Genomic DNA, 14,795 nt, shown 5'->3' with positions numbered 1-14,795 from the left:
TTAATCATTCACACAAATAATACTATAGGTTTATACTTTATGTTAAGTAATTTACGACATATTTAACATAGACTTTAAAAAACTTAACACAAACATAACATATGAGGTATTTACTTTTAACGACATTCCAGAGGGGAAGTCTCCCACCTCTATAAGTGGTAGTTATATACCCTAACAAATAAAAACTTCAGTGGGAGTATAAAGCTCCTTCTAAAGTCGTCAATGCAGCTTCTTCAAAGCTGTTGAAGCTCCACAGGAGATGATTTAACTATCCATATAAAATAATATTATAATAAATTTCCATTACATATCATATAATTAAAATATAATGGAATAAAATATTTTATAGAGGTGATCTAATGTACAATTTAAAGCCTTACATTTTTGATTTTAAATCGGTGAATGGCTTTTCCAAGAAGCAGCTAGATGAGCATTACAAACTATATTCGGGTTACGTAAGCAAATTAAATGAAATTTGGAACATTCCCTATATACCCGGTAATTATACTGATAGCAATGCTACTTATTCCAAAATGCGCAGTTTAAAACTGGGCGAAACATATGCACTGAATGGGGTAAAGCTTCACAACCTTTATTTTGAAAACATGACTGGGGGAAGTAACACCCCTTATGGTCCCATATTTAATGCTATAATAAATCAGTTTGCGACCTATGATGATTTTATCTCCTATCTTACAAATGTAGGATTATCCATGAGAGGTTGGGTAGTTCTCTCTATTGATTCGCTTGATAGCAAATTACACATAATAGGAAGCGATTCACACGATACTGGAGCAGTATGGCAATCTTTCCCCATATTAGTAATGGATGTTTATGAGCATGCATATTTCATGGATTTTGGAACAGATAAGAAAAAATATATTTCTACGTTTATTGAAAATATAAATTGGAGTATTTTAAATGACAGATTCGAAAAATACGTTTTTTCAATGAGATCGGCGAATATGAACCAACATAGATATTATCCATATAGTCTTTTTTAATAGATAACTTTCTAAACATTTGTAAGTTATAGGTGATTTTAAATCATTTTATAAGTTTAAAAGAAATAAAATCCCCCAAACATGATTGTTTGAGGGATTTTTGACTTTATAAAGACTATCTCTTTGAGAACTGAGATGCTTTTCTTGCTTTTTTAAGGCCGTATTTCTTTCTTTCTTTCATTCTTGGATCTCTTGTTAAAAATCCTGCTTTTTTAAGCTCTGGTCTTAAAGTTTCGTCAGCTTTTAATAAAGATCTAGAAATACCGTGTCTTATTGCTCCAGCTTGACCTGTATATCCACCACCATTTACATTAACTAGAATATCAAATTTATCTTTAGTTCCAGTTAATACTAAAGGTTGGTTAACTATAAGAATTAAAGTTTCTAATCCAAAATAATTTTCTATGTTTCTTTTGTTTATAACAATTTTACCTTCGCCAGGTACAAGTCTTACTCTAGCAACTGATTTTTTTCTTCTTCCTGTTCCTATATATTGAACCTTTGCCATTATGTATCCTCCCTCCGAATCTAATTAGTATTTAAGCACTAGTGGTTCTGGATTTTGTGCTTCATTTTTATGTTCTGATCCTCTGTATACAGTTAATTTTTTAAGTGTTTGACGACCTAATGGTCCCTTTGGAAGCATTCTTCTTACTGCTTCTTCAAAAATAAACTCAGGTTTTTTAACTATTGCTATTCTATATGGAACTTCTTTTAATCCACCTGGATAAAAAGAGTGATGTCTTAACATTTTTTGGTCTAATTTCTTACCAGTTAAAACTATCTTATCAGCATTTATTACAATTACAAAGTCACCTGTATCAACATGTGGTGTAAATGTTGGTTTGTGCTTTCCTCTTAATATAGCTGCTATTTGACTAGCTGCTCTTCCTAAAACTTTTCCTTCTACATCTACAACGAACCATTTTCTTTCTACTTCTAGTGGTTTTGCTAAGTATGATTTCATTATTTTCCCTCCCTGAACTTTTAACAATTAACTTCCTATGCTAAAGATCCGGGGCTAGTGGATCTTATACACGATATTTTATACAAACATTAATAAGTATAATACATTCTACCGGGTGTGTCAATGTTTTTACACGTGCTGTTTGAATTTTATTGATTTTTATTTTAATAAAAAACTTCCTCCAAACATAATCCCCCGGGTGGAGCAGATTTTCCAGCCTTTGCTCTCTCTTTTGACTCAATTATATCTTTAATTTCATTAGGTTTAATTTTTCCTTCTCCAACCCTAATTAGCGCTCCAACTATTATTCTAACCATATTATAAAGGAATCCGTCAGCAGCAATATATATTTTTATAAGTTCTTCATCCTTTATTATATCTAGTTGCGAAATAGTTCGTACAGAAGTTTTAACCGAACTGCCCAGATTTTTGAATGCAGAAAAATCATGAGTACCTATAAAATATAACGCCCCTAGTTTCATAGCATCTACATCTAATATCTCTTTATGGTTATATATGTAATTACGTCCTACGGCAACAGACTCTCGCCTATTAAGTATAGTGTAACTGTACCGCTTCCCTTTACTATTATACCTTGAATGAAACTCATATGGAACCTCAATAGAATGTAAAATCACAATATCTAAGGGGAGCTTACTATTTATAGCTCCTGTGAATTTTTCCGCAGATATTTTACTATCAGTATAAAAGTTTCCTGTATACCCTTTTGCATGAACTCCGGCATCTGTTCTACTAGACCCCGTAATTTGAGTTTTTTCACCTGTAATCTCTTCAATAGCAAGCTCTATTTTTTCTTGAATAGTTCTAACATTATTTTGCTTTTGCCTTTGCCAACCTGAATAGTTTGTTCCATCGTATTCTATTATGAGCTTTATATTTTTCACTATTCCACGTCCTTTTCTATTTATACCTAGGATTTAATAATCCTTTGCACTTTAGTAGAATATTATGTTCTACTAACAATAGTAATAATAAACAACAGTGTAAAAGCAAAACTTGCAACATAATCTTTTTTTGTTATCTTTAGTTGTTTCATTCTAGTTCTTCCTTCTCCACCTTTGTAACATCTTGATTCCATAGCCATTGCTAATTCATCAGCCCGCCTAAAAGAACTTATAAACAAGGGTACTAAAATAGGGATTAAACTTTTTGCTCTACTTATCAAATTCCCAGACTCAAAATCAGCACCTCTTGCCATTTGTGCTTTCATAATTTTATCAGTCTCATCCATAAGAGTGGGAATAAATCTTAATGCAATAGTCATCATCATTGCTAACTCATGGGCTGGCACGCCTATTCTTTTAAATGGATTTAAAAGATTTTCTATGCCATCTGTTAACTCTATTGGGGATGTAGTTAATGTCAATATTGATGTTCCCATAATTAAAAACACAAGTCTAAGAATCATAAACGCTGCAACTATTAGACCTTCTTTATAAACATTTATAAACCCATAGTGAAAAATTAAATTTAACTCTTTCCCGCTAGTCATAAAAATGTTTAATACTGCTGTAATAAGTAATAAAACTAAAATAGGCTTTAACCCATTATAAATGTACTTAAATGACAAATTAGCTATTATTATTGTGGCTAAAAGAAATATAATTATAAATAAATAGCCTATAAAATTATTTACCAAAAATAGGTCCACAATAAACAAAAGGGATATTAGTATCTTAAATCTTGGATCTAATTTATGTACAAAAGACTCCCCTGGTATATATTGACCTATTGTAATATCTTTGATCATACAAATTCCTCCACTGTGCTGAAAGAAGCACATATTACTGCTTTATATATGATGTCTTCTTAATACAAAAAATTTATACTAATTCTTTTTTAATATTCTAAGCAATTCTTGTTTAGCTTTTTCTAAGGTAAATATATCTTGTGATAAATCGAATCCTTTATTACGTAGTTCCCTAATTAAGTATGTTGCCTGTGGCACTGCTAGACCTACACTTTCTAATAATTCTATTTCACTAAATACCTTCTGTGGCGACCCGTCTAGAATACACTTTCCTTTATCCATTACTACAATTCTATTTGCAACCTTGGCCACATCTTCCATACTATGCGATACTAAAATTATAGTCATGTCATTTTGGTTGTACAATTCAACAAGCTTGCTTAAGATATCGTCTCTTCCTTTTGGATCGAGTCCTGCAGTTGGTTCATCTAAAATTAAGACCTTTGGCTGCATAGCCACTACTCCTGCAATAGCTACTCTTCTCTTTTGACCACCACTTATTTCAAAAGGTGATTTGTCCTTATACTCTTCATAATCCAGTCCAACAATTTTCATAGCTCGCTGAACTCTTTTGTTTATTTCATCATTATCTAAGCCTAAATTTTGTGGCCCAAAAGCAATGTCTTTTTCAATAGTTTCTTCAAAAAGTTGATATTCAGGATACTGAAATACTAGTCCAACCTTTTTTCTTATGTTTGTCAATTTCACATTTTTGTTTGTTATATCTATGTCGTCTACTAATATTCTACCTGATGTTGGTTTTAACAGTCCGTTTATATGTTGTATTAGGGTAGATTTCCCTGAACCTGTATGCCCAATTAGTGCTACAAATTCCCCTTGCTTTATTTCTATAGATACATTATCTATAGCTTTTTTTTCAAAAGGAGTTTTTGGCATATATATATACGTTAAGTTTTCTATTTTAATTGACATAATGCATTCACCATCTCATTTATAGTTAATATATCTGTTTCTATATTAATACCACTTTGCTTAAGTTCATACGCTAGTTCTGTCACCATTGGAACATCTAAACCTATTTTTTTCATAACAGGTACATTTCTAAATATTTCTTTAGGTTTTCCATTCATTACGATTTTGCCACTATCCATAACTACAATTCTATCAGCTTCTACTGATTCTTCCATGTTGTGGGTTATTAAAATTATTGTTATGCCATGTTTTTTGTTTATTTCTTTAATAGTTCTAATAACTTCTTTTCTCCCAAATGGATCAAGCATAGCTGTTGGTTCATCAAAAACAATACACTTCGGCCTCATAGCAAGAATACCAGCGATAGCTACCCTTTGTTTTTGACCACCTGAAAGTAAATGTGGAGCATGTTTTGTATATTCGTACATTTTTACATTTTTTAATGATTCATCCACTCTTTGTCTAATTTCTTTAGGATCTAGGCCTAAGTTCTCTGGACCAAATGCTACATCTTCTTCTACAATCGTTGCAACAATTTGATTATCTGGATTTTGAAATACCATGCCAGCTACATTCCTAATTTTCCATAGATTAGATTCTACAGAGGTTTGCAATCCATCTACATAGATTTCCCCTTCAGTTGGTATTAAAAGTGCATTTACATGTTTAGCAAAGGTAGATTTTCCTGAGCCGTTATGACCTAATACTACTAAAAATTCACCCTTGTTAACCTCTAAATCTAATCCATCTATGGCTACTTTAGGTTGTTCATCTTCACTTCGAGGGTACTTATAAACAAGTTTATTACATATAACCATTTTTTCACCCATAAGTGTCACTCCCTACGTTTATAAATATGAATATGAAAATGGGGATTAAGTTTGTTCCCACTTAATCCCCTTTTCTCAAACTATACTAATTCTATTATGCTCATTTCTGCTGCGTCGCCTCTTCTTGGACCCATTTTCATTATCCTAGTATATCCGCCGTTTCTCTCAGCATACTTGGGTGCAATATTCTCAAATAAATCTTTAACAACGCTTTCTTCAGTAATAAATGCAAGTGCTTGCCTTCTAGCATGAAGATCTCCTCTTTTTCCAAGAGTTATCATTCTTTCAGCAAATTTTCTAGTTTCTTTTGCTCTAGTTACTGTAGTTTCAATTTTTCCATATTTCAACAAATTAGTTGCAAGACTTCTAAACATTGCAATTCTTTGATCAGTGGCGCGTCCTAATTTACGATATTGTGCCATGTGTTCTCCTCCTTACTCTTCAGTTAGTTTTAAGTTCAAACTCAAAGCTTGAAGTTTCTGTTCAACTTCTTCAAGTGATTTCTTACCTAAATTTCTAACTTTCATCATATCATCCATTGATCTTTCTGTTAGTTCTTGAACTGTATTAATTCCAGCTCTTTTTAAGCAATTATAGCTTCTAACGGAAAGGTCAAGTTCTTCAATAGTCATCTCAAGAACTTTTTCTTTCTTATCTTCTTCTTTTTCAACCATTATTTCAACATTATCAGCATGATCTGTTAATGTCATAAATAACTTAAAGTGTTCGATAAGGATTTTAGCTGATAAACCAATAGCTTCATCTGGTCTAATTGTTCCATTAGTCCAAATTTCAATAGTTAATTTATCATAATCAGTAATCTGGCCTACTCTAGTGTTTTCAACAGCAAAATTTACTCTCTTAACTGGAGTGTAAATTGAATCTACTGGTATTGTAGCTATTGGCAATTCATCTGTCTTGTTTTTACTCATAGACACATATCCTCTACCTTTGTTAACAGTTAGTTCCATGTATAATTTAGCATCATCATCTAATGTTGCTATATGTAAATCGGTATTAACGACTTCTATATCTCCATCAGTATTAATATCTGCTCCAGTAACTACTCCAGGTCCTTTAGCATCAATATAAATTGTTTTAGGACCTTCTCCCTCCATTTTAAGTGCTAAGCTTTTGATGTTTAGAATTAATTCTGTAACATCTTCTTTAACACCTTTAACAGTGGAGAATTCGTGAAGTACTGTATCAATCTTAACTGCACTTGTAGCAACTCCAGGTAATGAAGAAAGAAGAATTCTTCTTAATGCATTCCCTAAAGTTATACCATAGCCTCTTTCCAATGGTTCAATTACGAATCTACCATAAGAACCATCTTCAGCTGTTTCTACACATTCTATTTTTGGCTTTTCTATCTCTAACATAATAAACCCTCCTCTTTTTTAATTGGCAACCTATTATGAGGGCAACTGATTCTATATTAATGACTATTTGCTGTATAACTCGACGATTAACGTTTCATTAACAGGAACATCTATATCTTCCCTAGTTGGTTGTGCTAAAACTTTTCCTTCAAATTTCTCTAAGTTAGCTTCTAACCAATTTGGTAAAGCTTTAGGATTTTCAATGAAAACCTTAAACTTCTCAGTAGCTCTGCTCTTTTCACATGCAGATACTACTTCATTTGCTGTTAAACTGTAAGAAGGAATATCTACCTTTTTACCATTAACTAAGAAATGTCCGTGAGTTACTAGTTGCCTAGCTTCTTGTCTTGAATTTCCGTAACCCAATCTATAAACTACATTATCAAGTCTAACTTCTAAAAGTCTTAATAAGTTTTCACCTGTTATTCCTCTTAACTTGTCAGCTTTTTCATAGTATCTTCTAAATTGACTTTCAAGCACTCCGTATATTCTCTTAGCCTTTTGTTTTTCTCTCAATTGTAATCCATAATTAGACATTTTTTTCTTACTCTGTCCATGTTGTCCTGGTGCATAGCCTCTTCTGGCAAATGCACATTTATCTGTAAAGCATCTATCACCCTTAAGGTTTAGCTTCATGCCTTCTCTTCTACAAAGTCTACAAGTAGCTCCAGTATATCTTGCCATTCAAATTACACCTCCTATTTACTCTACTAATTAATCTACTAATTACTATATTAAGTACTATACTCTTCTTCTTTTCGGTGGTCTACATCCATTATGTGGAATTGGAGTAACGTCTTTGATTAATGTAATTTCTAATCCAGCCGCTTGAAGTGATCTAATTGCCGCTTCTCTACCTGCTCCTGGTCCTTTAACGAATACGTCAACACTCTTTAATCCGTGCTCCATAGCTGCTTTTGTAGCAGCTTCTGCTGCCATTTGAGCTGCAAATGGAGTACTCTTTCTTGATCCTCTAAAACCTAATCCACCTGCACTTGCCCAAGATAAAGCATTACCAGCTGCATCTGTAAGTGTAACGATGGAATTATTGAAAGTAGACTTTATGTGTGCACAACCGTGCTCAACATTTTTTCTTTCTTTTTTTCTTCTACTTCTTTTAACTTTTTGAGCCATTACATTCCCTCCTTACTATTTCTTCTTACCCGCCATTGTTTTCTTAGGGCCTTTTCTTGTTCTAGCATTAGTTTTAGTTTTTTGTCCTCTTACTGGAAGACCTTTTCTATGTCTTATTCCTCTATAACATCCAACTTCCATTAACCTTTTTATATCTAGTGCAACTCTTCTTCTTAAGTCACCTTCAATAATAAAGTTCTTAGTGATGTATGTTCTTAATTCATTAACTTCTTCTTCAGTTAAGTCCTTAACTCTTGTGTCAGGATTTACTCCTGTTGTTTTAAGGATTCCCTGTGATTTAGTTAAACCAATACCAAATATATATGTTAAACCTATTTCAATTCTTTTTTCCCTTGGTAGGTCAATACCTGCTATTCTTGCCATTTACTGTTTACACCTCCCACGTAATTGTTGTTATAATTTATCACATCTATAATTAAAAACGATATGATAAACATTTATTAATATATTAGCTTTGATATTTAATTCAATATCATTTGTAAATAAAACCGATTAACCTTGCTTTTGTTTATGTTTAGGATTTTCACAGATAACCATTACTCTTCCTTTTCTCTTTATAACCTTACATTTTTCACACATAGGTTTAACTGATGGCCTTACTTTCATAGCTAACCCTCCTTATTACTTGTCTCTCCAAGTTATTCTCCCACGAGTCAAATCATATGGGGAAAGTTCTACTGTAACCTTGTCTCCTGGTAATATTCTTATGAAATTCATTCTTAACTTTCCTGAAATATGAGCTAATATTTTATGCCCACTCTCAAGCTCAACTTGAAATATTGCATTGGGCAAAGTTTCTAATACCACACCTTGCATTTCAATTATATCATCTTTTGACATAAGGTAATTAAACCTCCTTACCAATATCTGCAGACTGCAAAAATATTTTAATTTTAGAATTAGTAACCTCTTTATTAGATAAAATTATATCTCTAATTTCCTCAGCTACTGTGTGAGTAAATTTTAGATGTTTAACCTTCTTTTTCTTAGGCTTCTCAATCTTTCTTAACTCTCCATCAGAAATATACACATATTCGTTATTTAGTATTCCTACCACAATAAAATTTCTATGCATATCCCTTCCCGCTTTAGAATGTACTACCTTACCTATAAGGCTATTTTTCTCCAAATCATTCACCTCTATTAGTTCAAAGTTAATATTTCAGGACCATTTTTTAAAATAGCAACAGTATTTTCATAATGTGCAGATAAACTGCCATCTCGCGTTACTACCGTCCACTTATTAGACTTTACTTTGACATAATGCTTTCCTATATTTATCATAGGTTCAATTGCAAGTACCATACCATGAACTAACTTAGGTCCTCTATTTGGAACACCATAATTAGGAATTTCTGGTTCCTCATGCATTGACTTACCAATTCCATGACCTACAAAATCCCTAACCACAGAATATCTATGGCCTTCAGCATAACACTGAATTTGCGCAGATATATCTGATAATCTATTACCGATTATAGCTTTTTCAACACCCTTAAAGAAACTGTTTTTAGTGACCTCAATGAGCATTGTAGCTTCATTGGATACTTTTCCTACTGGAAAAGTTCTAGCAGCATCTCCATGATAGCCATTTAATATGGCACCACAATCTATGCTAATTATGTCTCCTTCAAGTAAAATACGGTTAGATGGAATCCCATGAACCACTTCATCATTAACAGATGTACATATGGAAGCTGGAAATCCACAATAACCCTTAAAAGATGGTTTAGCACCTTGTTTTACTATGAACTCTTCAGCTAATTTATCCAGTTCTGCAGTGGTTATTCCAGGTTTTATTACCTGTTCAATTATTACAAGAGCTTCTGAAACCACTTTACCCGCACTTCTCATGTATTGAATTTCCATATCACTTTTTATGTTTATCATTTTTTTATTTCTTCTAAGATACCACAGATACTTTCAAACACGCTGTTAATTTCTAGCGTCCCATCAACTACTGATAGTAAGTTTTTATCATCATAGTACTTTATCAATGGTTGTGTTTGAGCCTCATATATGTCTATCCGTTCATTAACGGTTTCTTCAGTGTCATCAGCTCTTTGTACAATATCACTTCCACACAAATTACATTTTCCGTCCACTTTCGGCGGATTGAATGTAATATGATAGCTAGCACCGCATGTAAGACAAACCCTTCTACCAGTCATTCTACCTAGAATAAATTCTCTAGGCACCTTTATTAATAACGCTGTATCAAGGGTGTTACCCTTTCCGTCTAATAAAGTTTTTAAGGCTTCACCTTGATTAACAGTTCTAGGATAGCCATCTAGTAAAAATCCATTACTACAATCTTCATTATTTAACCTATCCTTGATTATATCTATAGTCAATTCATCTGGGACTAAGTGCCCCTTATCAATATGTTTCTTAGCTTCAATTCCAAGAGGGGTTTTTTCTGAAATATTCTTCCTGAATATGTCCCCTGTTGATATATGTGGTATGGAAAATTTATTACTTATGGATTTTGCTTGCGTTCCTTTTCCGGCTCCCGGAGGACCTAACAAGATTATTCTCATAGTATCATCTCCTGGTAATAATTTATTTAAGGAATCCTTGGTAATGCCGCATTACTAATTGTGATTCAAGTTGTCTTAAAGTCTCAAGAGCAACATTCACCATAATTAATAACATTGTACCTCCAAAATATATTCCCTTAAAGTGAGTATATCCCTCTATAAAAATAGGGAATATTGCTATAACAGCGGCAAAAGTTCCTCCCAGTATCGAAATCTTAGTCAATACCTTATCGATATAAGTTGCTGTATTCTCACCCGGTCTAATTCCTGGTATGAAACCTGATGATTTATGCATATTTTCAGCCATTTCATCTGGTTTAAATGTTACCTGAGTATAAAACCATGTAAAGAATACTATTAATACAAAATACACCAATGAATACTTCCAACTGTTTCTTTCAAATATGCTCCAAGGACTTCCTACAATGAACTTTGCAATTGAAGATGTCGGTTTAATCTGTGCTATTGTTTCTGGGAATGTCATTACTGACATTGCAAAAATTATACCGATAACTCCAGATGCAGTTACACCAATTGGAATATGAGTTGATTGTCCTTTAAAAACCTTGTTTCCAACAGCTTTTCCAGCATATTGAACTGGAATTCTTCTTTCACCTAAACTTGCTATTACTACTGCAACTAATAATGCTATAGCAACTACAATAAACATCATAACCTCTACAAAATTTACAGTGCCTGCCTTCTGAAGTTCAGCAATTTTATACACCGTTGAAGGTAATCCAGATACAATATTAATAAAAATTATTAATGAAATACCATTACCTATACCTTTACCTGTGATTTGTTCACCTATCCACACCAAAAATGTTGATGCAGTAGTCATCGTTAGTATCACTAAAAATATGGCTAAACTAGATGTATCTGAGAATGCTCCAGTACCTGCAATAACTGCATACATACCGAGGGCCTGTAAAGCACCCAGCACTATTGAAACATATCTAGTAAGATCTTGTATTCTCTTACGTCCTTCAAGCCCTTCTTTAGAAAGTTGCTCTAAATACGGGACTGCTATTACGAGTAACTGCATTATAATTGATGCGTTTATGTATGGACCAGCACCCATAGCAAAAATGCTAAATTTACTTAATGCACCACCTGACATCATATCATAAAAACTAATTAAAGTTCCACCATTACTAGTTAAGTCTACAAGTTTGCTAGCATCTACACCAGGAACAGGAATATAAATACCCATCCGCATAATTGCAACCATAAGTAGCGTGAATATCATACGCTTTTTTAAATCAGGAACTTTCCAGGCATTACGTAGGGTTGATAACATTTATATCACCTCAACTTTTCCTCCAGCTGTTTCAATTTTCTCAGCTGCTCCTTTAGAAAATCTTGATACTTTTACAGTTAATTTCTTTTCTAAATCACCATTTCCAAGTATCTTAACTCCGTCATATGCTTTTCTTATGACTCTTCTCTCTAATAGCAATTCTGTTGTAACTTCTGTACCATCTTCGAACATATTCAGTCTATCTACATTTATACAAGAATATTTTTTCGCAAAAATATTTGTGAACCCTCTTTTAGGTAATCTTCTGTATAAAGGCATCTGACCTCCTTCAAATCCTGGTCTTGTTCCTCCACCTGATCTAGAGTTTTGTCCATCTTGACCTCTTCCTGCAGTTTTTCCCCATCCTGAACCAGTACCTCTACCGATTCTCTTAGGAGATTTTTTGGAACCTTCCGCAGGTCTTAAATCTTGAAGTTTCATGTCAACACCTCCTCTTTTTTATACTTGCTCTACTTTTACTAGATATATAATTTTGTTTATCATACCTTTGATCTGAGGAGTTTCCTCGTGCTCAACACTATTTCTTATTTTTTTTAATCCTAAAGCATTAACTGTAGCTATGTGTTCTTTCTTTCTACCTATTAAGCTTTTAACCAATGTTATTTTAACTTTAGCCAAGGTTTTCCCCTCCTATCTTAAAATTTCTTCTACGGTCTTGCCTCTTAATTTAGCAACGTCTTCTACTGTTCTTAAACCTGCTAAACCTTCGATAGTAGCATTAACCACATTTCTTGCATTACTAGAGCCTAAAGATTTAGCTCTAACATCCTTTAATCCTGATAATTCTAGAACTGCTCTAACTGGACCACCAGCTAAAATTCCTGTACCTTCAGCACCTGGCATTATGTGTATAACCGAAGTACCAAACTTTCCATCAATAGTATGTGGAATAGTTGTTCCAACCATAGCTACATTTATTAAGTTCTTTTTAGCATCTTCTATTCCTTTTCTAATTGCTTCAGGAATTTCTACAGATTTACCCATTCCAACGCCAACGTGTCCGTTTTCGTCTCCAACAACAACTAGTGCGCTGAATCTGAAGTTTCTTCCACCTTTAACAACCTTAGCAACTCTGTTTATATTAACTACTTTTTCTTTAAGATCTAATGTGCTAGGATCTATTTTCATGTGTTTCCCTCCTTCTCTTAGAATTTAAGTCCAGCTTCTCTTGCTCCCTCAGCGAGAATTTGCACTCTACCGTGGTATACATATCCGCCTCTATCAAATACTACTTCTTCTATTCCTTTTTCAAGCGCTCTTTCAGCAATCATTTTTCCTACTAATTTAGCAGCATCTTTATTGCTTCCTATCTTTTGTTCAAAAGCTTTATCTACGCTTGAAGCAGAAACTAGTGTGATTCTTGCAACATCATCTATTACTTGAGCATATATGTTCTTTTCACTTCTATATACAGCTAATCTAGGTCTTTGTGCTGTACCAGAGATCTTTTTACGAACTCTAAGATGACGCTTAACTCTTGACTTTTGTCTATCTTCCTTCTTGAACACATCATTCACTCCTTCCTACTTTATTTACCTGTTTTACCTTCCTTACGTCTGACAACTTCGCCAGCATATCTAATTCCTTTTCCTTTGTAAGGTTCTGGTTTTCTCCAAGCTCTTATTGTTGCTGCAACAGCTCCAACTAATTGTTTATCAGTACCTTTTACTATAATTTTGTTAGCATCAGGTAATTCAAATTGGATTCCTGCAACTGCATCTATTTCAACTGGATGTGAATATCCAAGACTTAATGTTATTTTAGTGCCTTTTAACTGAGCTCTATAACCAACACCAACTAACTCAAGCGTTTTTTGGTATCCCTCTGTTACTCCAATAACCATATTGTTTATCAATGATCTTGTTAATCCATGAAGAGCTCTATGTTCTTTTACATCGCTTGGTCTTGTAACTACTACAGTATTATCTTCCATAGCTATATTCATTTTAGTACTCATGCTTTGAGTTAACTCACCTTTTGGTCCTTTTACATTTACAACATTCATTGGTGAAACTGCAACAGTCACTCCATTAGGTATAGCTACTGGAAGTCTTCCGATTCTCGACATACTTACACCTCCTGTATTCTTTTTAGACACATAACAATTATTAATTGCTACGTCTCGTATGTTCCTTTTAAATACTAACCAATTCTTAATTGTTTAGTCTCTATCTTACTTTAGGCACATAACAATTTTGTTTTTCCATGAATTATCTATTATTACTATGTACATAATAACTCAATACTGTTATGCATCAAAATTATTATATTACCAAATGTAACAAATAACTTCTCCGCCTAAACCTAATTTTCTAGCATCTCTATCTGCTACTAGACCTTTTGAAGTTGATATTATAGCAACTCCTAATCCGTTTAGTACCTTTGGAATATCCTCATTTTTAGAATATACTCTTAAACCTGGCTTAGATATTCTCTTAAGTCCAGTGATAACTCTTTCCTTGTTTTGACCATACTTCATTGCAAGTCTCATCATTGGAACAACGCCATCATTATACTCTTCAATGTTTTTAAGATATCCTTCTTGAAGCAATATATTTGCAATTTCCTTCTTTATAGTTGAAGAAGGTATTTCTACTATTTCATGTCTAACAACATTTGCATTTCTTATACGTGTTAGCAAATCTGCGATTGGGTCAGTCATAACCATTTTTCGTGCCTCCTTTCATTAGAATGTTCTAATTACCAACTTGCTTTTCTGCAACCAGGAATTTCTCCCTTGTGTGCAAGCTCTCTAAAACAGATACGGCATATACCAAATTTTTGTAAAACAGAATGTGGTCTTCCACAAAGTCTACATCTTGTATAAGCTCTAGTTGTAAATTTAGGTTCTTTTTTCCATTTTTCTATTAAAGCCTTACGTGCCATATG

General features: G+C 33.3%; 25 protein-coding genes. 1 reads left to right on the top strand and 24 read right to left on the bottom strand.

Annotation, left to right across the window (positions count from 1 at the left end; genetic code table 11):
- Positions 1–359: 359 nt before the first annotated feature.
- Complete coding sequence (locus tag ACWJKE_RS14565) at positions 360–1,004, top strand: superoxide dismutase (RefSeq protein WP_220286296.1); 645 nt, start codon at positions 360–362, stop codon at positions 1,002–1,004.
- 115 nt (positions 1,005–1,119) lie between these two features.
- Here the strand turns inward: ACWJKE_RS14565 and rpsI are convergent, their stop codons facing one another.
- The 24 genes from rpsI to ACWJKE_RS14445 all read right to left on the bottom strand — a co-directional run bounded on the left by rpsI (position 1,120) and on the right by ACWJKE_RS14445 (position 14,792).
- Positions 1,120–1,512 carry a 30S ribosomal protein S9 gene (gene rpsI / locus ACWJKE_RS14560; protein WP_165414269.1) on the bottom strand — a complete coding sequence of 131 codons (393 nt, stop codon included), beginning with the start codon at positions 1,510–1,512 and terminating at the stop codon, positions 1,120–1,122.
- 24 nt (positions 1,513–1,536) lie between these two features.
- Positions 1,537–1,971 (bottom strand): 50S ribosomal protein L13, encoded by a 435-nt coding sequence (gene rplM, locus ACWJKE_RS14555; protein ID WP_165414268.1) that lies wholly within the window; start codon positions 1,969–1,971, stop codon positions 1,537–1,539.
- Positions 1,972–2,135: 164 nt separating this feature from the next.
- The gene (gene truA / locus ACWJKE_RS14550) at positions 2,136–2,876 is read right to left on the bottom strand and encodes a tRNA pseudouridine(38-40) synthase TruA (RefSeq protein ID WP_165414267.1); all 741 of its coding nucleotides are present in this window, start codon (positions 2,874–2,876) and stop codon (positions 2,136–2,138) included.
- 62 nt (positions 2,877–2,938) lie between these two features.
- The gene (locus tag ACWJKE_RS14545) at positions 2,939–3,742 is read right to left on the bottom strand and encodes an energy-coupling factor transporter transmembrane component T family protein (protein WP_216302376.1); all 804 of its coding nucleotides are present in this window, start codon (positions 3,740–3,742) and stop codon (positions 2,939–2,941) included.
- Positions 3,743–3,820: 78 nt separating this feature from the next.
- Entirely contained in the window at positions 3,821–4,675 is an 855-nt protein-coding gene (locus tag ACWJKE_RS14540; protein ID WP_165414265.1) for an energy-coupling factor transporter ATPase, read from the bottom strand.
- Entirely contained in the window at positions 4,660–5,505 is an 846-nt protein-coding gene (locus tag ACWJKE_RS14535) for an energy-coupling factor transporter ATPase (protein ID WP_220319772.1), read from the bottom strand. Before ACWJKE_RS14535 ends, ACWJKE_RS14540 begins: the two co-directional genes overlap by 16 nt.
- Before the next feature lie 80 nt (positions 5,506–5,585).
- Complete coding sequence (gene rplQ / locus ACWJKE_RS14530; RefSeq protein ID WP_165414263.1) at positions 5,586–5,927, bottom strand: 50S ribosomal protein L17; 342 nt, start codon at positions 5,925–5,927, stop codon at positions 5,586–5,588.
- Positions 5,928–5,939: 12 nt separating this feature from the next.
- The gene (locus ACWJKE_RS14525) at positions 5,940–6,887 is read right to left on the bottom strand and encodes a DNA-directed RNA polymerase subunit alpha (RefSeq protein WP_216302374.1); all 948 of its coding nucleotides are present in this window, start codon (positions 6,885–6,887) and stop codon (positions 5,940–5,942) included.
- A 63-nt stretch (positions 6,888–6,950) separates the two neighbouring features.
- Entirely contained in the window at positions 6,951–7,571 is a 621-nt protein-coding gene (gene rpsD, locus ACWJKE_RS14520) for a 30S ribosomal protein S4 (protein ID WP_165414261.1), read from the bottom strand.
- A gap of 57 nt (positions 7,572–7,628) precedes the next feature.
- Positions 7,629–8,021, bottom strand: a complete 393-nt coding sequence (rpsK, locus tag ACWJKE_RS14515) for a 30S ribosomal protein S11 (protein WP_165414260.1) — start codon at positions 8,019–8,021, stop codon at positions 7,629–7,631.
- A gap of 15 nt (positions 8,022–8,036) precedes the next feature.
- Positions 8,037–8,405 (bottom strand): 30S ribosomal protein S13, encoded by a 369-nt coding sequence (gene rpsM, locus ACWJKE_RS14510; protein WP_216302373.1) that lies wholly within the window; start codon positions 8,403–8,405, stop codon positions 8,037–8,039.
- Between the two features lie 129 nt (positions 8,406–8,534).
- Entirely contained in the window at positions 8,535–8,648 is a 114-nt protein-coding gene (gene rpmJ, locus ACWJKE_RS14505; protein WP_021122033.1) for a 50S ribosomal protein L36, read from the bottom strand.
- Between the two features lie 15 nt (positions 8,649–8,663).
- Positions 8,664–8,882 (bottom strand): translation initiation factor IF-1, encoded by a 219-nt coding sequence (infA, locus tag ACWJKE_RS14500; RefSeq protein WP_125002904.1) that lies wholly within the window; start codon positions 8,880–8,882, stop codon positions 8,664–8,666.
- Positions 8,883–8,889: 7 nt separating this feature from the next.
- On the bottom strand, positions 8,890–9,171 hold the full coding sequence (locus ACWJKE_RS14495) for a KOW domain-containing RNA-binding protein (RefSeq protein ID WP_216302372.1): 282 nt from the start codon (positions 9,169–9,171) through the stop codon (positions 8,890–8,892).
- A gap of 14 nt (positions 9,172–9,185) precedes the next feature.
- A complete protein-coding gene (gene map / locus ACWJKE_RS14490) occupies positions 9,186–9,932 on the bottom strand; it encodes a type I methionyl aminopeptidase (protein WP_216302371.1) in 747 nt (248 codons plus the stop codon).
- Complete coding sequence (locus tag ACWJKE_RS14485) at positions 9,929–10,582, bottom strand: adenylate kinase (protein ID WP_216302370.1); 654 nt, start codon at positions 10,580–10,582, stop codon at positions 9,929–9,931. Before ACWJKE_RS14485 ends, map begins: the two co-directional genes overlap by 4 nt.
- 22 nt (positions 10,583–10,604) lie before the next feature.
- On the bottom strand, positions 10,605–11,885 hold the full coding sequence (gene secY, locus ACWJKE_RS14480; protein WP_220286293.1) for a preprotein translocase subunit SecY: 1,281 nt from the start codon (positions 11,883–11,885) through the stop codon (positions 10,605–10,607).
- Positions 11,886–12,326: a 50S ribosomal protein L15 gene (gene rplO / locus ACWJKE_RS14475; RefSeq protein WP_165414254.1), complete on the bottom strand. Its 441-nt coding sequence runs from the start codon at positions 12,324–12,326 to the stop codon at positions 11,886–11,888.
- Between the two features lie 18 nt (positions 12,327–12,344).
- Entirely contained in the window at positions 12,345–12,524 is a 180-nt protein-coding gene (rpmD, locus tag ACWJKE_RS14470) for a 50S ribosomal protein L30 (RefSeq protein WP_216302368.1), read from the bottom strand.
- A 12-nt stretch (positions 12,525–12,536) separates the two neighbouring features.
- Positions 12,537–13,034 carry a 30S ribosomal protein S5 gene (gene rpsE, locus ACWJKE_RS14465; protein ID WP_165414252.1) on the bottom strand — a complete coding sequence of 166 codons (498 nt, stop codon included), beginning with the start codon at positions 13,032–13,034 and terminating at the stop codon, positions 12,537–12,539.
- Positions 13,035–13,051: 17 nt separating this feature from the next.
- Positions 13,052–13,414, bottom strand: coding sequence for a 50S ribosomal protein L18 (gene rplR, locus ACWJKE_RS14460; RefSeq protein ID WP_165414251.1), 363 nt, complete (start codon positions 13,412–13,414; stop codon positions 13,052–13,054).
- A gap of 20 nt (positions 13,415–13,434) precedes the next feature.
- The gene (rplF, locus tag ACWJKE_RS14455; RefSeq protein WP_216302367.1) at positions 13,435–13,974 is read right to left on the bottom strand and encodes a 50S ribosomal protein L6; all 540 of its coding nucleotides are present in this window, start codon (positions 13,972–13,974) and stop codon (positions 13,435–13,437) included.
- Between the two features lie 201 nt (positions 13,975–14,175).
- Entirely contained in the window at positions 14,176–14,574 is a 399-nt protein-coding gene (gene rpsH / locus ACWJKE_RS14450; protein ID WP_165414249.1) for a 30S ribosomal protein S8, read from the bottom strand.
- A gap of 32 nt (positions 14,575–14,606) precedes the next feature.
- Entirely contained in the window at positions 14,607–14,792 is a 186-nt protein-coding gene (locus ACWJKE_RS14445) for a type Z 30S ribosomal protein S14 (RefSeq protein WP_165414248.1), read from the bottom strand.
- Positions 14,793–14,795: the final 3 nt, after the last annotated feature.

The organism is Clostridium sp. CM036 (genome assembly GCF_055081135.1).
This window is presented reverse-complemented; position numbering and strand designations above follow the sequence as displayed.

Excerpts from the sequence above, each read along its gene's own strand:
- ACWJKE_RS14565 (WP_220286296.1), top strand. The coding sequence starts at position 360 with ATGTACAATTTAAAGCCTTACATTTTTGATTTTAAATCGGTGAATGGC.
- rpsI (WP_165414269.1), bottom strand. The coding sequence starts at position 1,512 with ATGGCAAAGGTTCAATATATAGGAACAGGAAGAAGAAAAAAATCAGTT.
- rplM (WP_165414268.1), bottom strand. The coding sequence starts at position 1,971 with ATGAAATCATACTTAGCAAAACCACTAGAAGTAGAAAGAAAATGGTTC.
- ACWJKE_RS14545 (WP_216302376.1), bottom strand. The coding sequence starts at position 3,742 with ATGATCAAAGATATTACAATAGGTCAATATATACCAGGGGAGTCTTTT.
- ACWJKE_RS14540 (WP_165414265.1), bottom strand. The coding sequence starts at position 4,675 with ATGTCAATTAAAATAGAAAACTTAACGTATATATATATGCCAAAAACT.
- ACWJKE_RS14535 (WP_220319772.1), bottom strand. The coding sequence starts at position 5,505 with ATGGGTGAAAAAATGGTTATATGTAATAAACTTGTTTATAAGTACCCT.
- rplQ (WP_165414263.1), bottom strand. The coding sequence starts at position 5,927 with ATGGCACAATATCGTAAATTAGGACGCGCCACTGATCAAAGAATTGCA.
- ACWJKE_RS14525 (WP_216302374.1), bottom strand. The coding sequence starts at position 6,887 with ATGTTAGAGATAGAAAAGCCAAAAATAGAATGTGTAGAAACAGCTGAA.
- rpsD (WP_165414261.1), bottom strand. The coding sequence starts at position 7,571 with ATGGCAAGATATACTGGAGCTACTTGTAGACTTTGTAGAAGAGAAGGC.
- rpsK (WP_165414260.1), bottom strand. The coding sequence starts at position 8,021 with ATGGCTCAAAAAGTTAAAAGAAGTAGAAGAAAAAAAGAAAGAAAAAAT.
- rpsM (WP_216302373.1), bottom strand. The coding sequence starts at position 8,405 with ATGGCAAGAATAGCAGGTATTGACCTACCAAGGGAAAAAAGAATTGAA.
- rpmJ (WP_021122033.1), bottom strand. The coding sequence starts at position 8,648 with ATGAAAGTAAGGCCATCAGTTAAACCTATGTGTGAAAAATGTAAGGTT.
- infA (WP_125002904.1), bottom strand. The coding sequence starts at position 8,882 with ATGTCAAAAGATGATATAATTGAAATGCAAGGTGTGGTATTAGAAACT.
- map (WP_216302371.1), bottom strand. The coding sequence starts at position 9,932 with ATGATAAACATAAAAAGTGATATGGAAATTCAATACATGAGAAGTGCG.
- ACWJKE_RS14485 (WP_216302370.1), bottom strand. The coding sequence starts at position 10,582 with ATGAGAATAATCTTGTTAGGTCCTCCGGGAGCCGGAAAAGGAACGCAA.
- secY (WP_220286293.1), bottom strand. The coding sequence starts at position 11,885 with ATGTTATCAACCCTACGTAATGCCTGGAAAGTTCCTGATTTAAAAAAG.
- rplO (WP_165414254.1), bottom strand. The coding sequence starts at position 12,326 with ATGAAACTTCAAGATTTAAGACCTGCGGAAGGTTCCAAAAAATCTCCT.
- rpsE (WP_165414252.1), bottom strand. The coding sequence starts at position 13,034 with ATGAAAATAGATCCTAGCACATTAGATCTTAAAGAAAAAGTAGTTAAT.
- rplF (WP_216302367.1), bottom strand. The coding sequence starts at position 13,974 with ATGTCGAGAATCGGAAGACTTCCAGTAGCTATACCTAATGGAGTGACT.
- rpsH (WP_165414249.1), bottom strand. The coding sequence starts at position 14,574 with ATGGTTATGACTGACCCAATCGCAGATTTGCTAACACGTATAAGAAAT.
- ACWJKE_RS14445 (WP_165414248.1), bottom strand. The coding sequence starts at position 14,792 with ATGGCACGTAAGGCTTTAATAGAAAAATGGAAAAAAGAACCTAAATTT.